Annotated in this window: 19 protein-coding genes; 12 read left to right on the forward strand and 7 right to left on the reverse strand. The window is 36.7% G+C overall.

Annotation, left to right across the window (positions count from 1 at the left end; translation table 11 throughout):
• The first annotated feature begins 220 nt into the window (after window positions 1–220).
• Window positions 221–1,273: a hypothetical protein gene (locus HX124_RS08965; RefSeq protein ID WP_286382318.1), complete on the forward strand. Its 1,053-nt coding sequence runs from the start codon at window positions 221–223 to the stop codon at window positions 1,271–1,273.
• Window positions 1,274–1,351: 78 nt separating this feature from the next.
• On the opposite strand, the gene HX124_RS08970 is transcribed toward HX124_RS08965, so the two are convergent.
• Window positions 1,352–2,224 carry an NAD(P)-dependent oxidoreductase gene (locus tag HX124_RS08970; protein WP_286382319.1) on the reverse strand — a complete coding sequence of 291 codons (873 nt, stop codon included), beginning with the start codon at window positions 2,222–2,224 and terminating at the stop codon, window positions 1,352–1,354.
• 9 nt (window positions 2,225–2,233) lie between these two features.
• Window positions 2,234–3,325 (reverse strand): alpha/beta fold hydrolase, encoded by a 1,092-nt coding sequence (locus HX124_RS08975; protein ID WP_286382320.1) that lies wholly within the window; start codon window positions 3,323–3,325, stop codon window positions 2,234–2,236.
• 138 nt (window positions 3,326–3,463) lie between these two features.
• Here HX124_RS08975 and HX124_RS08980 point away from each other — a divergent pair, with 138 nt between their 5' ends.
• From HX124_RS08980 to trpB, 9 genes are all read left to right on the forward strand, one after another.
• Window positions 3,464–4,651, forward strand: a complete 1,188-nt coding sequence (locus HX124_RS08980; RefSeq protein ID WP_286376862.1) for an O-succinylhomoserine sulfhydrylase — start codon at window positions 3,464–3,466, stop codon at window positions 4,649–4,651.
• A gap of 41 nt (window positions 4,652–4,692) precedes the next feature.
• Window positions 4,693–5,022: a YbaB/EbfC family nucleoid-associated protein gene (locus HX124_RS08985; protein WP_107007732.1), complete on the forward strand. Its 330-nt coding sequence runs from the start codon at window positions 4,693–4,695 to the stop codon at window positions 5,020–5,022.
• 14 nt (window positions 5,023–5,036) lie between these two features.
• A complete protein-coding gene (gene recR / locus HX124_RS08990; protein ID WP_286376861.1) occupies window positions 5,037–5,633 on the forward strand; it encodes a recombination mediator RecR in 597 nt (198 codons plus the stop codon).
• Window positions 5,634–6,000: 367 nt separating this feature from the next.
• Entirely contained in the window at window positions 6,001–7,143 is a 1,143-nt protein-coding gene (locus HX124_RS08995) for a ribonuclease D (protein WP_286382321.1), read from the forward strand.
• A gap of 152 nt (window positions 7,144–7,295) precedes the next feature.
• Entirely contained in the window at window positions 7,296–7,601 is a 306-nt protein-coding gene (locus HX124_RS09000) for a YcgL domain-containing protein (RefSeq protein WP_107007730.1), read from the forward strand.
• The gene (locus HX124_RS09005; RefSeq protein WP_286376859.1) at window positions 7,594–8,010 is read left to right on the forward strand and encodes a hypothetical protein; all 417 of its coding nucleotides are present in this window, start codon (window positions 7,594–7,596) and stop codon (window positions 8,008–8,010) included. Before HX124_RS09000 ends, HX124_RS09005 begins: the two co-directional genes overlap by 8 nt.
• 22 nt (window positions 8,011–8,032) lie before the next feature.
• Window positions 8,033–8,884: an AAA family ATPase gene (locus tag HX124_RS09010; protein WP_107007728.1), complete on the forward strand. Its 852-nt coding sequence runs from the start codon at window positions 8,033–8,035 to the stop codon at window positions 8,882–8,884.
• Window positions 8,885–8,899: 15 nt separating this feature from the next.
• Entirely contained in the window at window positions 8,900–10,087 is a 1,188-nt protein-coding gene (locus tag HX124_RS09015) for a vWA domain-containing protein (protein WP_107007727.1), read from the forward strand.
• Between the two features lie 75 nt (window positions 10,088–10,162).
• Window positions 10,163–11,371: a tryptophan synthase subunit beta gene (gene trpB / locus HX124_RS09020; protein ID WP_286382322.1), complete on the forward strand. Its 1,209-nt coding sequence runs from the start codon at window positions 10,163–10,165 to the stop codon at window positions 11,369–11,371.
• An 80-nt stretch (window positions 11,372–11,451) separates the two neighbouring features.
• On the opposite strand, the gene HX124_RS09025 is transcribed toward trpB, so the two are convergent.
• From HX124_RS09025 to HX124_RS09035, 3 genes are all read right to left on the reverse strand, one after another.
• Entirely contained in the window at window positions 11,452–11,883 is a 432-nt protein-coding gene (locus HX124_RS09025) for a CBS domain-containing protein (protein WP_107007725.1), read from the reverse strand.
• A 189-nt stretch (window positions 11,884–12,072) separates the two neighbouring features.
• Window positions 12,073–12,450, reverse strand: a complete 378-nt coding sequence (locus HX124_RS09030) for a DUF2750 domain-containing protein (protein WP_107007745.1) — start codon at window positions 12,448–12,450, stop codon at window positions 12,073–12,075.
• A gap of 128 nt (window positions 12,451–12,578) precedes the next feature.
• A complete protein-coding gene (locus HX124_RS09035; protein ID WP_107007724.1) occupies window positions 12,579–12,812 on the reverse strand; it encodes a hypothetical protein in 234 nt (77 codons plus the stop codon).
• Between the two features lie 232 nt (window positions 12,813–13,044).
• Here HX124_RS09035 and HX124_RS09040 point away from each other — a divergent pair, with 232 nt between their 5' ends.
• The gene (locus tag HX124_RS09040) at window positions 13,045–13,404 is read left to right on the forward strand and encodes a hypothetical protein (protein ID WP_107007723.1); all 360 of its coding nucleotides are present in this window, start codon (window positions 13,045–13,047) and stop codon (window positions 13,402–13,404) included.
• 145 nt (window positions 13,405–13,549) lie between these two features.
• Window positions 13,550–13,873 (forward strand): hypothetical protein, encoded by a 324-nt coding sequence (locus HX124_RS09045; RefSeq protein WP_286382323.1) that lies wholly within the window; start codon window positions 13,550–13,552, stop codon window positions 13,871–13,873.
• 37 nt (window positions 13,874–13,910) lie between these two features.
• On the opposite strand, the gene HX124_RS09050 is transcribed toward HX124_RS09045, so the two are convergent.
• Window positions 13,911–15,452 (reverse strand): M16 family metallopeptidase, encoded by a 1,542-nt coding sequence (locus tag HX124_RS09050; RefSeq protein ID WP_286382324.1) that lies wholly within the window; start codon window positions 15,450–15,452, stop codon window positions 13,911–13,913.
• Between the two features lie 19 nt (window positions 15,453–15,471).
• Window positions 15,472–16,809, reverse strand: coding sequence for a M16 family metallopeptidase (locus HX124_RS09055; protein WP_286382557.1), 1,338 nt, complete (start codon window positions 16,807–16,809; stop codon window positions 15,472–15,474).
• Window positions 16,810–16,992 lie beyond the last annotated feature (183 nt).

Genomic DNA, 16,992 nt, shown 5'->3' on the forward strand with positions numbered 1-16,992 from the left:
ATTTCTTTACATTGAAATGATTTTTTATTCTTTGAGTTTTTGATCACCATAATATTGTTTGCTTTTTGTATAGTTTAAAATTGAAATTAAATATTATTTCTTTTGATTTATATGTATTTTTTATGTCACCATTATTTTGAAAATTCACATAACTTATATATTTTTTTGTTGGGTTTTTTATAAAAATAAGGCAAGGTCTAATAAAATAAGGCATAGGAACATGTCAAGACAAAAAATAAAGTTATTGGCTTTATGTGGTTTTCTTATTTGTTTGCAAACAGCACAAGCCAATGGTTTGTCACAACTCAGTGATGAAGAATTATCAAATATTGAAGGTCAGGCGTTATTTAATTTAAATAAAACAGACAATAGTAGCCAAGGTTTAAGTTTCTATCGTTTAGGTATGGAAGCTGAGATTGCTTTAAACGCCAATATTAAAAAATTACAACTCGGATGTGGTGGCTCAAAAGGCGCAGGTTGCGATATTGATATTGATAATGTTGCTTTAACAGGGATTACGACCAGTAATGCACAAGGTGCAGGCGCAACGACAGATTTTATTTTGAATAACCCTTTTGTTGAGTTTGCAATTTCAAACTCAAACCAAGCTTCAACACGAAGTATTGAAGGTTTTCGTTTAGGTGCACTTTCGGCATTGGGTATGATGAGTTTGGGTTCAAATGAAAATACATCAACTTTAACCGATGATACTGGTATTAACTCATTGAGTGGTGATATTGGTGTGCGTGTGACCAATGCAAATATTAATGGCATCAATATTACTTTAATTGGGACAGCAAATGCTCGAGTGAATGACTATTCAGGAACAATTATTGCAGATCGTTCTACAAGTTTTAGTTTAACGGGTTTAAAGGCAACAGCTCGCTTAATGTTGGGTGGTTTTATTCCTGTACCCATAGATTTGCAGTTAACTGCAAATATGAACAATATTCCTTTTAATACAGCACATCGACTACAAGTATCTGATGTTAATGGTAATCCGACAAGTGGTGCGTATTTATCTTTACAGAAAAAAGATATTAATTGGCAAAACATTGCCACAGGACAATGGAATAATATCGCAGCTAAAAAAGGTTGGTGGCTCTCAGTTCCTGATACTCAGTTTGCAAATTTAACCATGGATGGTTCAGGTGTGCGTTTATCTGCTTTAGATGCAATTGGAGGGATTTTAGGTGCAACTGTAGATATTCCTGCAATGGATTTAGGTCAAAGACCTGTAAATAACTGTTATGGCACTCTAAAATTTTGCTAATGATCATGGTATTGGATAAAAACTTTTACCCAATACCGAAACAGAACTAAAAATAAATACCATATGTTGCAGATGAGCTTATTTAAGGGTGATATTGCTCCAAGACTCATACAATTTAACGGCAGTAGAAAAATCGCTATTTGGTTCTGCTAAAGCATTTGCAGCTTGAATCAAACTTTGTGTTAAGCCAATCACAGGTGCTGAAAGTCGTGCATCACGAATGAGATCTACAGCTATTCCTGTGTCTTTGGCTAAAAGAGGTAAAGCGAAAGTAAGAGGAAATTCACGATTTAAAATCCGTTGTGGTAAAGCAGTTTCTGTAACCCCACTTTTTCCACTTGATGCATTGATACAAGCCAAAGCTTCGTTTAAGTCTACGCCATGTGCTTTAAGCGTTGTAAAGCCTTCTGCTGCTGCACATAAATGTACCGCCATCATCATATTATTAATGGCTTTAACTGCAAAACCTGCACCTGAACTTCCGACTAATTTAATCAGTGAACCCATTGCTTGCATTGCAGGTAAAGCCCTTTGAAAAGCCGTAGCATCACCACCGACCATAAATGTTAGAGTCGCGTTTTCTGCCCCAATAGTTTGTCCACTTACAGGAGCATCTAAAAAATAAACGCCTTGCTTTGCTAAATAGTCGGCTTGGGCTTTCGCTGTATCGGGTACACCACTGGTACAATCTATCCAAATACTGCCTTTTTTGGGGCTAACTTGCGCTAAAATTTCATCTACATCTTGACTCGTTGGTAAGCAAGAAAAAATAATATCTGCTTGCACCGCTTGTTGTAGATCTACAGCTTGAGTTCCAAACTCACTTGCATGTTGCTTGGCTTTTTCAGAATTTCGATTCCAGACATATACGTCATTAAAATGTTTTGGTAAATGTGCTGCCATACGGTAACCCATAGCGCCTAAACCAATAAATGCAACAGACTGGATCATATTAAATTCCTAAATTTTTGTTGAACGTTCATCTAACCAAAGTGCCAGAGTAGGCCAAAACTCGTCAGCGCTTTTTTGACTTGACATTAAACCTAAATGTCCGCCAGGAATTAGAGTAAACGTGACATCTTGGCTATTTGTCAATTGGCTCAAAGGCTGAACTGCTGCGGCAGTTACCATTTGGTCATTGCGACCTGCACCGATCATCAAAGAGCAATCGATATTTTTTAATTCAATTTTTTTATTTTTAAGTTGAATTACACCATTTTTAAGTGGGTTTTGTAACCAAACATTAAAGAGCATGTCATGATTTACACCCCCAGGATAATCAATCATATGATTTAAAAAATTACCCAAAGTTGCATGCTCATGCAAAAGCTGTTCATTGTCTAAATTAAGTAGAAGTTGTTTATGTCCTTCATACCAACCTTTAGGGTCTAAAATTTTAAAACCAATTGCATTTAAAATGCCAGGTGTATGTAGGATTTTTTTAGGAATAATACCTTGATAAATTGATTGCTGAATTTTATGATTTTTAGATAACAGCATATTGATTTTTTTATACAGTTTTCCAATACCACCAGAAGAATAACTGTCAATTGGACTTGCCATGACCATCAAGTTTTTGACATAGTTTGGTTGACGTAGTGCGGTATACAGTAAAACAAAAATACCTGCCATACTCCAACCATGCAAAGAAATTTGCTCACTTTGAGCATGTTCACGAATGCGATCAATGCAATAAGGAATAGCTTCATCAATAAAGTTTAAAAAATTCAGGTAATAATGTTTATAGCTGAGTTTGCCCCAATCCAATAAATAAACATCAAAGCCTTGTTCAGTAAAATATTTAATTAAAGAACGATAAGGATATAAGTCATAAATAGACATGTTAATTGCTAAAGGTGCAACAAAAACCAAAGGCTCTTGGTATTTTCGTTCTGTTGCAGCATAAAAACGAATTTTTGCATGCTTATAACGACCAATCACTTCATAAGGCGTACTTTGTGATAAAACCAAAGATTTACCATTGAAGATACGTCTTGAAAGGTTTTTGATTTTGTTCGAACGAACTGGAGAAATACTCTTGAATTGTTCCATAAACCGTTTTTGTCCAAAAATCATAAAAGTTTGATCGAAGTCTAAGCGATAATTTCATATTATACCTTGACCTTAAATACACTAGACGCTCAAAATGTTAGCAATACTTTGCAAAGGCAGTGAATAACTGAATTTAAGATGAGCCAACAAGACGACCTAGAATACCAACTTGATACATTAGCAATTCGTACAGGTCATACACGTAGTTTTGAGGGTGAACATAGTGAGCCAATTTTCTTAACTTCATCTTTTGTTTGTGAAAGTGCTGCCGATGCAGCCGCTAAGTTTTCAGGACAAGTCGAAGGAAATACTTACTCTCGTTATACCAACCCAACTGTACAAACTTTTGAAAAACGTTTGGCTGTTTTAGATGGTGCAGAACGCGCAGTAGCAACAAGCTCAGGTATGGCAGCGGTACATGCAGTATGTATGGCATATCTTAAAGCGGGCGATCATGTGATTTGTTCACGTGCTGTATTTGGCTCAATTATTTCTTTATTTGAAAAATATGTTGTTAAATTTGCTGTAGAAGTCACATTTGTTGATTTAGAAGATTTAGATGCTTGGAAGCAAGCAATCCGTCCAAATACACGTTTACTTTTTATCGAAACACCTTCTAATCCACTTGCACAAGTGGGTGATATGCAAGCCATTGCCGATATTGCGCATGAGCATGGTGCTTTATTTGCTGTAGACAATACGTTCTGTACGCCTGTATTACAACAACCGATTAAATTTGGTGCAGACCTCATTGTTTATTCATCAACTAAATATATTGATGGTCAAGGTCGCGCGTTGGGTGGTGCGGTGGTGGGTAAAGATAAACTGGTTGAAGAAATTAACGGTGTAATTCGTACTTTAGGTAATTCAATGAGTCCATTTAATGCATGGATTTTCCTAAAAGGTTTAGAAACGCTCAGTCTACGCATGAAAGCACACTGTGAAAGTGCTCAAAAACTTGCAGAATGGCTAGATGCTCATCCAAAAATTGAAAAAGTTTATTATGCTGGTTTACCCAACCATGCTGGGCATGAATTGGCGAAAAAACAACAATCAGGTTTTGGTGGTGTTGTATCTTTTGTTGTTAAAGGTGAGCGTCAAGGTGCATGGACTGTCATTGATCAGACACGTTTCCTTTCAATCACCAGTAATTTAGGTGATGTAAAATCAACGATTACGCATCCTGCAACAACCTCACATGGTAGAATGTCAGCGGAAGCCAAAGCAGCCGCAGGGATTGAGGAAGGTTTAATCCGTGTATCTGTTGGATTAGAAAATATTGATGATATTATTCGCGATCTATCTCGTGGTTTAGATTTAATTTAATTCGCTATTTTCAGTAGATTTAATTTTTTTTGGAGACATTTATGAATGTTCAAATGTTAATGCAGCAAGCACAACGCATGCAAAAAGAAATGGAAAATAATGTAAAAAAAGCAAAGGAAGAGCTTGCTCAAACAGAAGTTCATGCTGAAGCAGGTGGTGGTTTAGTTAAAGTCACAATGACTTGCCGTAATGTGGTTAAACGCATTGAAATTAGCCCAGATTTATTGCAAGACGATCCTGACATGATTGAAGATTTAATTGCTGCGGCAATCAATGATGCTGCACGTCAAGCTGAAACTGTGTCTGAAGCAAAAATGAAAGAAGCAAACTCTGGGATGGGCTTGCCACCAGGTCTTGCGGGCATGTTCTAAGGGTTGCGGCATCAGTGTTTAGCAATCGTTTTGATCAGCTTGTACAAGCCTTAAGAGTACTGCCAAGTGTAGGACCAAAGTCAGCTCAACGCATGGCTTTACACTTGATTATGAAAAATAAAGAAGGCGCGATCGGTTTGGCAAATGCCTTAAATGAGGCGACTTCTTATATTCATGAATGTGCTATTTGTCATTCTTTGACTGAAAATGATGTCTGTGACATTTGTTCTTCACATGACCGAGATGAACATCTACTTTGTGTCGTTGAGTCTCCAGCAGACGTGATGGCGATTGAGCAAAGTGGTAGTTTTCGAGGGAAATATCATGTGCTTGGAGGGCATTTGTCACCTTTAGATGGCATAGGTCCTGAAGAAATTGGGATTCCATATTTAGTGCAAAGATTATCTCAAGGAGAGATTCATGAGGTTATTTTAGCAACAAATGCCACCGTTGAAGGGCAAGCCACAGCACATTATTTGGTTGAAGCAACCAAACATTTAAACTTGCAAATGACGCGTATTGCACAAGGTGTACCTCAAGGAGGTGAGCTTGAATATGTAGATAGTCATACCTTGAGTCAAGCTGTTCATAATCGAATGAAAATGAAATAAGCACATTATGTGCTTATTTTTTTATTTAATTTTATGAAAATGAAATGATTCGTGTTTTTCCTAAAACTTTATTTTTTGAAATATAAATATTTACAATTGTCCTTCATAAATGTTACTCAATGCTCGTGATTTTGTGCCACGATGCAAAAAGATCATGAGAGTGATTGTTTTCAGGTGATATTCATATATAAATGGATTTGTATAGGGATTAAGTGTTAAAAACTATTTTTAAAATAGATTTGTTGTATTGATATTGCTGAAAAATATAGCTTTTGTTGTAAATTATCTTAAATTTATTATATTTATATTTTATATATTAGGGTAAAATCAACAAATCATTTAAATGCAACATTTGACGCTAACAGGCATGTTTCAATTTATTAATCAACAAAATGAACTCGACCACGTTATTCAGTTAATGCGTCAAAGTTCTGTTTATGGTCTTGATACAGAATTTATAAAGGTCGACACCTTATGGCCAAAACTTGGAGTTTTTCAAATTAATGTTGAAAATCAAGTATTTTTGCTTGATGGTACAACACTTGATTTATCTACATTTTGGTCATCAATTTATCAAGCGGAACAAAATATATTCCATGCATGTAGTGAAGATATTGATTTAATTTATCATTATTCTCAAAAAAACTGCTTGGAAAATGTTTTTGATACTCAAGTCGCTATGTCTTTTTTAGGACATGGGTTGCAAGTGAGTTATCAATTAGCACTGAAAATCATATTAGATATCGAGATAGATAAGGATCAAACGCGTTCTGATTGGTTGGCACGACCATTAACGTGTAAACAAATGGATTATGCTGCAAATGATGTTTTGTATATTGTGCAGCTTGCAAATCATCTGAAAGCGCAGTTGCAAGCCAAAGGTTTGTATGAATGTGTGATTGAAGATTGTAATCACTTGACATACGAAATTGCACAGGAAACGCCAAAAGATAAATTATATTCTGATCTTGGAAATTATCGACATTCACGTAAACAGTTGATGCAATTACAACAATTGAGTTTGTGGCGTGAAGAGTTGGCTAAAGCGTTAAATCAACCTCGAAGTTTTATTTTAAAAAATTCAACCATGAATGATTTGGTTGAAAAAAATCCAAAAAATAACTTTCAGTTGGCTCAAGCAAAAGATATTCGTCCAAATATTGTACGTGAGCACGGTAAAACGATTTTAGATTTATTAAAATTTTTACCTGCAATGGACGATTGGCCTTTGCGTATTGCTAAACCTATTAAGCATTCTTCTCAAGGTGTTACGCAAGCAGTGGATGATTTAATTCAAAACGTTGCAAATGAAATGCAAACACCTAAAGAAGTATTAATGCGAAAAAAATGGTTGAATGCATTATATCAACATGTTGTTTTTCATCGTAATGAGCAGGATCTACCACGTTATTTGCTTGGGTGGCGCTATGATGTCCTAACTCAGCCTTTGATTCGTTTATTGTCCAAGGATAAGCCTTATTTGTCAGCACAAATGGAAGTTTACCCATAGATTAAATTGAAACTTTGCGCTATATAAATAAATTGGTTAAAGAATTTACAAACAGCACAAAATAACGACCGATGCGTTAACAAACGCTAATGTATCTGTTGTTTTTTTCATGTATGCTGTCCCTTGAGTTTTTAGTAACACTGTTGAATAAAATGCATTGTGATATTTATAAGTCAAGCAAAAAAGATGAAATGTATCTTTATGTAGCGCGTCCAAATCATCCAAATGAAGATGAAAATGCTGATCCATTAGCAGCTTTATCTGAGCCTTTACGTGCTGCTTTTGGTCGAGCAACACATGTGATGCACCTTGAATTAACTGAATCTCGTAAATTAGCACGTGTAAATGTGTTACATGTCATTGATTCATTGCAAACAAAAGGCTTTTTCTTACAAATGCCGCCAGAAGGTTTAATTAATCCAAATGCGGTAGAGCCAGAGGGTTTACGCGGTGCTTGATCAATTATCAGGAATATGGGCAAATATTGCAGAAGTACTCGATTCTATCCCTGAAGACAGTATAGCGGTTACTGTCTATGTTCTTGGGGCATTGATTATATTGTGGTGTTGGTCTTCGATTGCAAAACGATTGCCTTCACCATTAGGCGGGATTACATGGATTATTGTATTTGCTGTGATAGCAACGCCAACAATTTCAGAAGGACCTAATTCTGCAATTGCACCTGCAATTTTTGGATTAATGTTTGGTATTTTAACTAAAGATAATCCACTCATTTGGTCAAATGCAGCACTTATTACTTTTGTGATTGGTGTGGGCTTAATGCTAGGCTATTTCTGGTCTAAGTATAAAGCCAATAAAAATACACTGCAAAAAACCACAGTCACTAAAAAAGTTTCACCACTTTAAATATTAAAAATAAAGGTTATCTATGTCTGTTGATGCTCAACAATTTACAGGTACGTCTCAATATATCGCGACGGATAGTTTAAAGCTTGCTGTCAAAGCAGCACGTGCATTACAAAAACCACTTTTAGTCAAAGGTGAGCCGGGAACGGGTAAAACCTTACTTGCAGAGCAAGTGGCTGAAAGTTTGGGACTTAAGTTGATTACTTGGCACATCAAGTCAACCACCAAAGCTCAGCAAGGCTTATACGAATATGATGCGGTTTCACGTTTACGTGACAGCCAGTTGGGCGATGATCGTGTCTATGACATTAAAAACTATATTAAACCAGGTAAACTGTGGGAAGCCTTCACCAGCGAAGAACGCTGTGTTTTATTGATTGATGAAATTGATAAAGCGGACATTGAGTTTCCAAATGACCTGTTGCATGAACTCGACAAAATGTCGTTCTTTGTGTATGAAACAGGTGAAACCATCACTGCAACACAACGTCCAATTGTTATCATCACATCAAATAATGAAAAAGAACTGCCAGATGCATTTTTACGTCGTTGCTTCTTCCATTATATTGAATTTCCTGATGAAGCTACCATGCGTGAAATTATTGCGGTGCATTTCCCAAGTATTTCAGGCACTTTGGTTTCTGAAGCCTTACAGGTTTTCTTTAAACTGCGTCAGGTTCCGGGGCTGAAAAAACCACCTTCAACCTCTGAATTAATTGATTGGCTCAGCCTGCTCATGGCGGATGACATGCCAGAAGATGTATTGCGTAATCATGACAAATCTAAAGCAATTCCACCTTTATATGGCGCACTGATCAAAAATGAGCAAGATGTACAGTTGCTTGAGCGTCTTGCATTTATGTCACGTCGTTAATGAGGAGAGCGCAACATGTTTGTGCGATTGTTTTATACCCTCAGAAAATATGGCATTCCTGTTTCGACACGTGAGCTGATCGATTTAAATCAGGCGGTCAGTGAAGGTTTGGTGTTTGCAGATCAAAATGATTTCTATCAATTGGTCAAAACGGTCATGGTCAAGGATGAGCGTTTCTTTGACAAATATGACCGTGCCATGAAAGATTATTTTGAGGGTATTCAAACCTTTGATATCGATGATTTGCTCAGTAAGGTGCAGAAATTACCCAAAGACTGGTTTGATCTGGAGTTGCTTGAAAAGCATCTGACCCCTGAACAACGTGCCGAACTGATGAAAGCGGGTTCGCTTGAAGAATTGATGAAAATGTTGGAAGAACGGTTACGTGAACAGCATAAAAAGCATCAAGGCGGCAACCGCATGGTCGGTACAGGGGGCACATCACCGTTTGGTGCGTTTGGTGACCATCCTGAAGGTGTGCGGATTGGTGGTCCAAGTCGCAAAAACTCTGCTGTTAAAGTCTGGGAACAACGTAAATATCAAAATCTGGATGATGAACAGATTTTAGGTACTCGGCAAATGCAAATGGCGTTGCGTCGTTTACGTAAATTTGCTCGTCAGGGTGCTGCTGAAGAGCTGGACATTAACGGGACAATTTACGAAACCGCCAAGCAGGGCATACTTGATGTGCAAATGGTGCCTGAGCGTCGTAATCGCATTAAAGTATTGATGTTGTTTGATGTGGGTGGATCGATGGATTCGCACATTGCACAATGTGAAAAACTCTTCAGTGCGGCAAAGACAGAATTTAAAACTTTGGAATATTTTTATTTCCATAACTGTTTATATGATTATGTCTGGAAAGATAATTTCCGTCGTTCATCAACACGAATGAATACTTGGGATTTATTCAATACTTATGGTAAAGATTATCGGGTCATCGTGGTTGGTGATGCGAGTATGGCGCCTTATGAGCTTCGATCGGTCGGTGGTTCGGTGGAATACAATAATGAGGAAGCAGGCGAAGTCTGGCTACGTCGTTTGCGCAATCATTTTGAAAAAACCGCATGGTTAAATCCTGAAGAGCAAAATTATTGGCACTATACCCAAACCATTGCCTTCATTAAGCAAATTTTTGATGATCATATGTTCCCAATGACTTTAAAAGGCATTGAGGATATGACCAAGTATTTGTCACGTTAAATAAGTAGCATAAGTTGTTTATTTAAAATAAGTTTATTGTTTTGTATGTTGTAGAAGTGGGATCAGGGGATCAACATGAACCATCAAATAAATGGAATTGCTTTACCAAATGAAGAAGGTTTTTTTGGTGAATATGGGGGTCAGTTTATCCCACCACATTTAAAACAGGCAATGGATGATATTAATGTCGCTTATGAAGAAATTCGTCATACAGTAGAGTTTCAAAAGGAATTGGCAGATTTATTTGCCCATTATGTCGGTCGTCCAAGTCCATTATTTCATGCAAAACGCCTGTCTGAACAACTGGGCGGTGCGCAGATTTATTTAAAACGTGAAGATTTAAATCATACAGGCGCGCATAAAATTAACCATTGTCTGGGTGAAGCCTTACTTGCAAAATATATGGGCAAAACTAAAGTGATTGCTGAAACAGGTGCAGGGCAACATGGTGTGGCTTTGGCAACGGCTTGTGCGTTGGTGGGAATTCCATGTGAAATTCATATGGGACAGGCGGATATTGAAAAAGAACACCCAAATGTCGTGAAAATGAAAATTTTAGGTGCAAATCTCATTTCTGTAACACGTGGTACAGCTACTTTAAAAGATGCTGTAGATAGTGCATTTGATGAATATTTAAAAGATCCAACCAACTTTATTTATGCGATTGGTTCTGTGGTTGGACCGCATCCTTTCCCGAAAATGGTGCGTGATTTCCAATCAATTATTGGGGACGAAATTAAAGTTCAAACACAAGATCAGTTTGGTGCGCAGCCTGACTATGTGGTGGCGTGTGTGGGTGGTGGTTCAAATGCAGTGGGTGCTTTTACTGCATTTTTAAATGATGCAGAAGTGAAACTGGTGGGTGTAGAACCTGCGGGTCATGGTTTGGACACAGACATGCATTCAGCAACATTGACATTGGGTAAGCCAAGCCAATTGCATGGTATGGCGTGTTATGTACTGGAAGATGAACAAGGTGAGCCTTTACCTGTGCATTCGATCGCATCGGGTCTGGACTATCCGGGTGTTGGTCCGCAGCACAGTTTCTTAAAAGATATTGGTCGTGTTGAATATTCAACTGCAACTGATCAGGAATGTCTTGATGCCTTTATGACACTGTCTCGTGTTGAAGGAATTGTACCTGCATTGGAAAGTTCTCATGCAGTGGCATGGGCAATTCGTAAAGCGCCAAAACTGGCAAAAGACATTAACATTGTGGTTAATCTGTCAGGTCGTGGTGACAAAGATGCCGATTATGTGGCTGCGAAATTGGGCTTGAACTAAGTTTTGATCGAAATTTTGTGATTCAATTAAAAACCTCTCGATTTGAGAGGTTTTTTGTTACAAGTCAAACTGTAGATCAATTAACCTGAAATATATTGCTGTAATTGTTCAATGAGTTTGCGTTGATCTTCCATCGTGGCTTTTACTAAATCTCCAATAGATACTAAGCCAAGGAGTTCATTGTTTTCTATTACAGGTAAATGGCGAATGTGACGATCAGTCATGAGCGCTAAGCATTCATCAACAGTATTTGAGCGAGTGACTGAAAGGACTTTATTTGTCATAATTTCAGCAACAGTAGTATGGTCAGAGGTACGCTGCATGAGGGCAATTTTGCGAGTATAGTCACGTTCAGAGAGAATGCCCACAACAGTAGAGTCTTCGGCAACCACGACTGCGCCAATGCCTTTATTTGCCATAAGTGTAATGGCTTCTAAAACGGTTGCTTCAGGGCGAATGGTATGGATTTCTTGTCCGATTTTATTTTGGATAACTTGGGCAACTGTGGTCATAATTATTGTTCCTTGCGATTTTTATTGCATTCTTTTAACTTAACTATATTTTAAAAGAATGCAAATACTTTTGTATGACAATCACAGAAAAAAATAGTATTTTGTTGGATTTTTCATCAAATTTTATTTGAATAATCAAATAACACGCTTCAATGGCAAGATTAAAGCGTGACTAAATATTTGTTTGGTTTAAATTGCGTGGAATGGTAGTGAATTGTTGAAGAAGAATTGGTGCATTTGTAAAGTTGAAAGTTTAAATTTACGACCTGAAGAATTAAATAAAGCAGGTTTTACATTTAAGCGGGTAAGTGTTGGTAGTAGCGCTTCCTGAAAATCTTTTGGAGTGATTTTACGTGGCGTATACTGTGGCCAATGCAGGCTTGCGTATTGATAAGCTTGCAAAGAATTTAACCAAAAAGGAAAAAATACATCATTTTTGTCGGTCTTCATTGCCCAACCCTGATGATATAAACCCCATAAAACTCCGCAATACATAAAAGATTTAAGAATCGAAAGTTTGATGATTAGTTCTTTGGAAATTGGTTGAAGATGGATAAATTTTTTCATGATAAACAATCGCATTTGATTCTCCATCATTGTAAGTGATTCAGCTATGCTTTAAATGAAAGCTTCGTGTTAAATCGTAAATAATTATGAAAATAAGCATTAAAAAACGCCACCTAGGTGACGTTGTATTATGCTTGCATGGTTGCCATCTTTTGCCAGTATTGTGCTTTTAAAGAATCGCGTTCTACACGGAAACCTTGATAATAAAGTTCTGCTAAGAACATTGCTGCTTTACCATGACCTGCTTTTGCTGCGTCTTCAAGTTGTTTTACTGCATCTATAAAATTCATTTCTGAATGAATTGTATTTACCGCACTTGCATACACATGTTCTAAGTCATGTTGAGAGATTTGATGAATCATATATAACTCCTTATTGTAATTATGATCATTTACAAGACCTCCCATGAGGTCTTTTATTTACATTGCTAACTAATCTAACTTATCTGTATTAAACTAATATTACAATTTACTTAACTTGTCAACTATTATTTTTGAGCAATATAGAATAACTTAAGATTACATGATTAAACATTAATCAATCATGATTTTTATTAAAATCTATATGAGGAAGACTAAAAAAGGGAGAACAAAGATGATAAACACAATAGATGGTTTTAATTTTGATGTACCTCCAGCTGAGTCTCAAATAGTTGCACTCGCGCAGTATCACCGCAAACAATTGGACGAAGCAATTTTCCACCAAGAAATACATCTAGGAGAGTTTTGTTTAGCGCAAAGGAAGCGTATTTACGATTATACACGAAATCTAGAACCTTTGCAAAAAATGGGTTTTTATCGAATATACGATGGGGAATTACGTCGCTTAGCCGATGACGATGATTTACATCCAGCTCATGCAGAAGGGGGAGTGAGTGTTTTTGCAGTATTTTTGGTTTTAGCAATTATTGCATTAATTTTATACTTTGCAGTGATTCGTAGTATGTTGAACTAAATGTTTAATTTAGCTATTTTTGATGAATCCATCGGGTTATTAGGCACATTGTTGTTTAATAACCCTTAAATTTGTATGCTTTTTCTCTAAACACTATATTTTTCACTGCCTCAAGATTACACTAAGAATTCATTCGAGGTAGTACATGCTCATATCAAAAAATCAAATTTTACAATTAAAGTCACACATGACTTTAGAGTCTTTTTTGAAAATGGGGATCATGATCGTTGTGGTCTTTATTTTGCTTGTTTCAGGTTACACGCTGATTCGTCCAATCAGTCCTGAAAAATATTATCAAGTGAGTAAATTATCATTACAAGCCCAATATCCTCGTACCCAAGATTTAGCAAAATATTTACAAACACAACCTTATATTTCTACACATCAATATTTTAGATTAATGCGTGCACATGCTTATGAAGCTGCGCGTATTAAAGAATATCCAGCGATGGCGATTGAAGATGAATAACAATCAATAGGCAAATTTTTAAGCGATTAAGACTGTATTATTCTTCACTTTTTTGACCATTTTTCATGCTTTTACTCGCGATGTTTGATTCTATTTCAGGTGTGATAATGCCTAAATTTTGATTCAACATTTTTTTCAATGCTTCTTTATTGAGCTGTTCTGCAACAATCACAAAAGTAAGCCGATCTGCACGAATATGTTTTTGAAGCGCGGCTTGAATCTGTTTGGCTGTCATTTTACTGAGTTGTTGTTGATATTGAGTTAGATAATCTGAAGGTAAATGATAGAAGCCAATCGCTGCTAATTGTGCATTAATATTGGCATTACTGCTAAATGACATTGGAAAAGAACGTAACATTCCTTCTTTGGTTTCTTCAAGCTGTTTACGTTGAATCGGTTGTTTTACAAAGTCAATTAATGCTTGATGAGCAACGCGGATACTTTCCATCATTTGTTCTTGTTGTGTACCATAACTTAAACTAAATAAGCCTTTTGCTTGGGTTGAAGATAACGTACTATAAGCACCATAAGTATAACCACGTTTTACACGTAACTCTTTCATTAAAATAGAATTAAATCCACTTCCTCCAAACATTTGATTGGCGACTTCTAATGCGACTCGATCGGGGTCTGAGCGTGTAATTGCTAAATGCCCCATCATAATATTCGCTTGTTTAGATTGAAAAGGGATAAACTGAATATTAAAATCAGATTGGTCGATGGGTTCAGGAAGCTCGGGTGCTGCTATGCCTTGAGGGATGCTACTGGCGAATAAACTACCGAGTTGAGTGGCTTGTTCTGTGCTTAAATTGCCTGTAATGGCAATATTCATATTCTGTGCAACTAGCAATTGATTTCTAAATTGAATTAACAATTCAGGCGTGATTTTTTGAATGCTGGCATTGGTGCCGACACTAGGCTCTGCATAAGGATGTTTGCCATAAATAGCACGATAAAAGCGAATGCCCATCAAGCGGCTAGGATTTTCTTGAACTTGCTTTTGCCCAATTTTGGTATTATTGAGGACTAAATTTAGACCAGAATTATTAAATGTCGCATGATTGAGTACATGTAACATCATATTGATTGCAGGATTTAGTTTCTGCGGGTCAGAAAGTACGCGTAAACGGACTGTAAACATATCTCGATAAGCATTAACGCTAAATTTAGCACCTAATCCTTCAAAAGTACTGGCAATTTGTTTGGCTGTATATTGATCTGTGCCTTCAGCCATAAGTTTGGCTGCCATATTTGCTAAACCCGACATGCCTTTTGCAATATTTTCGTCTTGTGCAGAACCTGCGTTAAAAGTCAGTTGAATATCCACAATGGGCAGATCTTGGGTCGAAACGAAAAGCGTTCTGACTTTTTGTGCATTATTTAATTCTTGGACAAATGGCGCTTGATAATTTTTTTGTTGATCTAAATTTTTTAAACTTTCCAATACATTGAGAGATTTTAATGGCGTGTCGGTAGGCAATGGTTCTGCTTCTGTGGCATCTTCTGCACTAAATTCGGCTATGCTATAGCTTGAACATAAAAGTGTACTGATTAAAAGCAATAATTTTAAATTTGGCACTTAAAACTCCTGAATGGGCTTAGGGTTTATCTTTGGACTCAGGGCTTAAGTACAAGGTACTTAGATTATCTCGAACAAAGTAAATATTAGCGATGCGCTGTAAGTCTTGTGGTGTCACTTTGTCATAGTGTTGTGGTAACTCATCAATCAGACGGAAACTTAAACCGTTAACTTCTAAATTTCCGATCATATTCGCCTGTCCTGCAATATCATCTTGACTATAGACTAAGTTAGAAACGAAATTGTTTTTAACACGTTCTAGTTCGGCTTGATTTACCAGTTCTGTTTTAAATAAATCCATTTCTTTTTCAATTGCGCTTTGTGCTTGTTCTAAGCTGACATTTTCTGAAGGTAAAGCAGAAATGGTAAATAAACTATCACCTCGGTTATAGGGTTCATAGCTGACATTAATTGCAGTTAAGATTTTTTTATCACGAACTAAACGGTCTTGTAGACGAGAAGAAATTCCTCCATCAAGTAAAGATTGAATAATAGTGAGCGCATAAGCATCTTGAGGGTTTTTGGCAGTTGCTAAAGAACGCACATTCCAAGCCATGTACAAATTTGGCACTTGAACAGGAAGCGCAAGTTCCATATGACGATAGCCTAAGCGATCAAACTCAAGTACATCATTACGGTCAGGTGTGGTTTTTTTCGCAATTGCACCAAAATATTTTTGTACTTGTTTTAAGGCTTGTTCTGCATTGATATCACCCACGATCACCAAAGTTGCATTATTGGGTGTGTACCATGTTTGATACCATTTTTTTAGATCATCAAGTTTAATATTGTGTAGATTTTTCATAAATCCAATCACAGGTTGACGATAATGACTGGTGGGATAAGCAATCCATTTAAAGCGTTCATATGCTAAATTTCGAGGATTATCATCAGTGCGTTGGCGTCTTTCTTCCATCACTACTTTGATTTCAGGTTCAAAATCTTGCTGTCGTAAAACTAAATTTCGCATGCGATCAGCTTCGAGTTCTAAGGCGAGAGGAAAGTATTTTTTAGGATAGAGTTGATAATAATTTGTATAATTGGTGTAGGTTGCTGCATTGATCCGTCCACCATAAATACGGCTAAGACGGGTAAATTCATCATCTGGGACTTTTTGTGTGCCTTTAAACATCATATGTTCAAGTACATGCGAAATACCTAACAGATTTCCAGATTCGTCGCTACTCCCCACAGCATACCAAATTTGTGTCATCACAATAGGAGCACGGTGATCTTCACGAATAATGACTTTGAGACCATTATTTAATGTCGTTTCAAAAGTTGTACGTGCCAATTGGCTTTGTGTTTCTGCAAATACTGTTGGGATAGGCGATCCAACTAGAAAAAAGCCACTCAATAGACAGCGTTGAGATAAATGTGGTGAAAAAATATTCAAGCATAATTTTTTGATATTGATCACTACTTATCCAAGAAAATATAAAAGTATTTAGCAATATTCTTCAAAAAATTACGTTTTAAATCAATATTAGAATGTTGCATTTTGGTTGATTTGTAGCATCTAGCTTTTAAACTGCACAAC

The organism is Acinetobacter sp. 226-1 (assembly GCF_030329325.1).
Lineage (GTDB): Bacteria > Pseudomonadota > Gammaproteobacteria > Pseudomonadales > Moraxellaceae > Acinetobacter > Acinetobacter sichuanensis.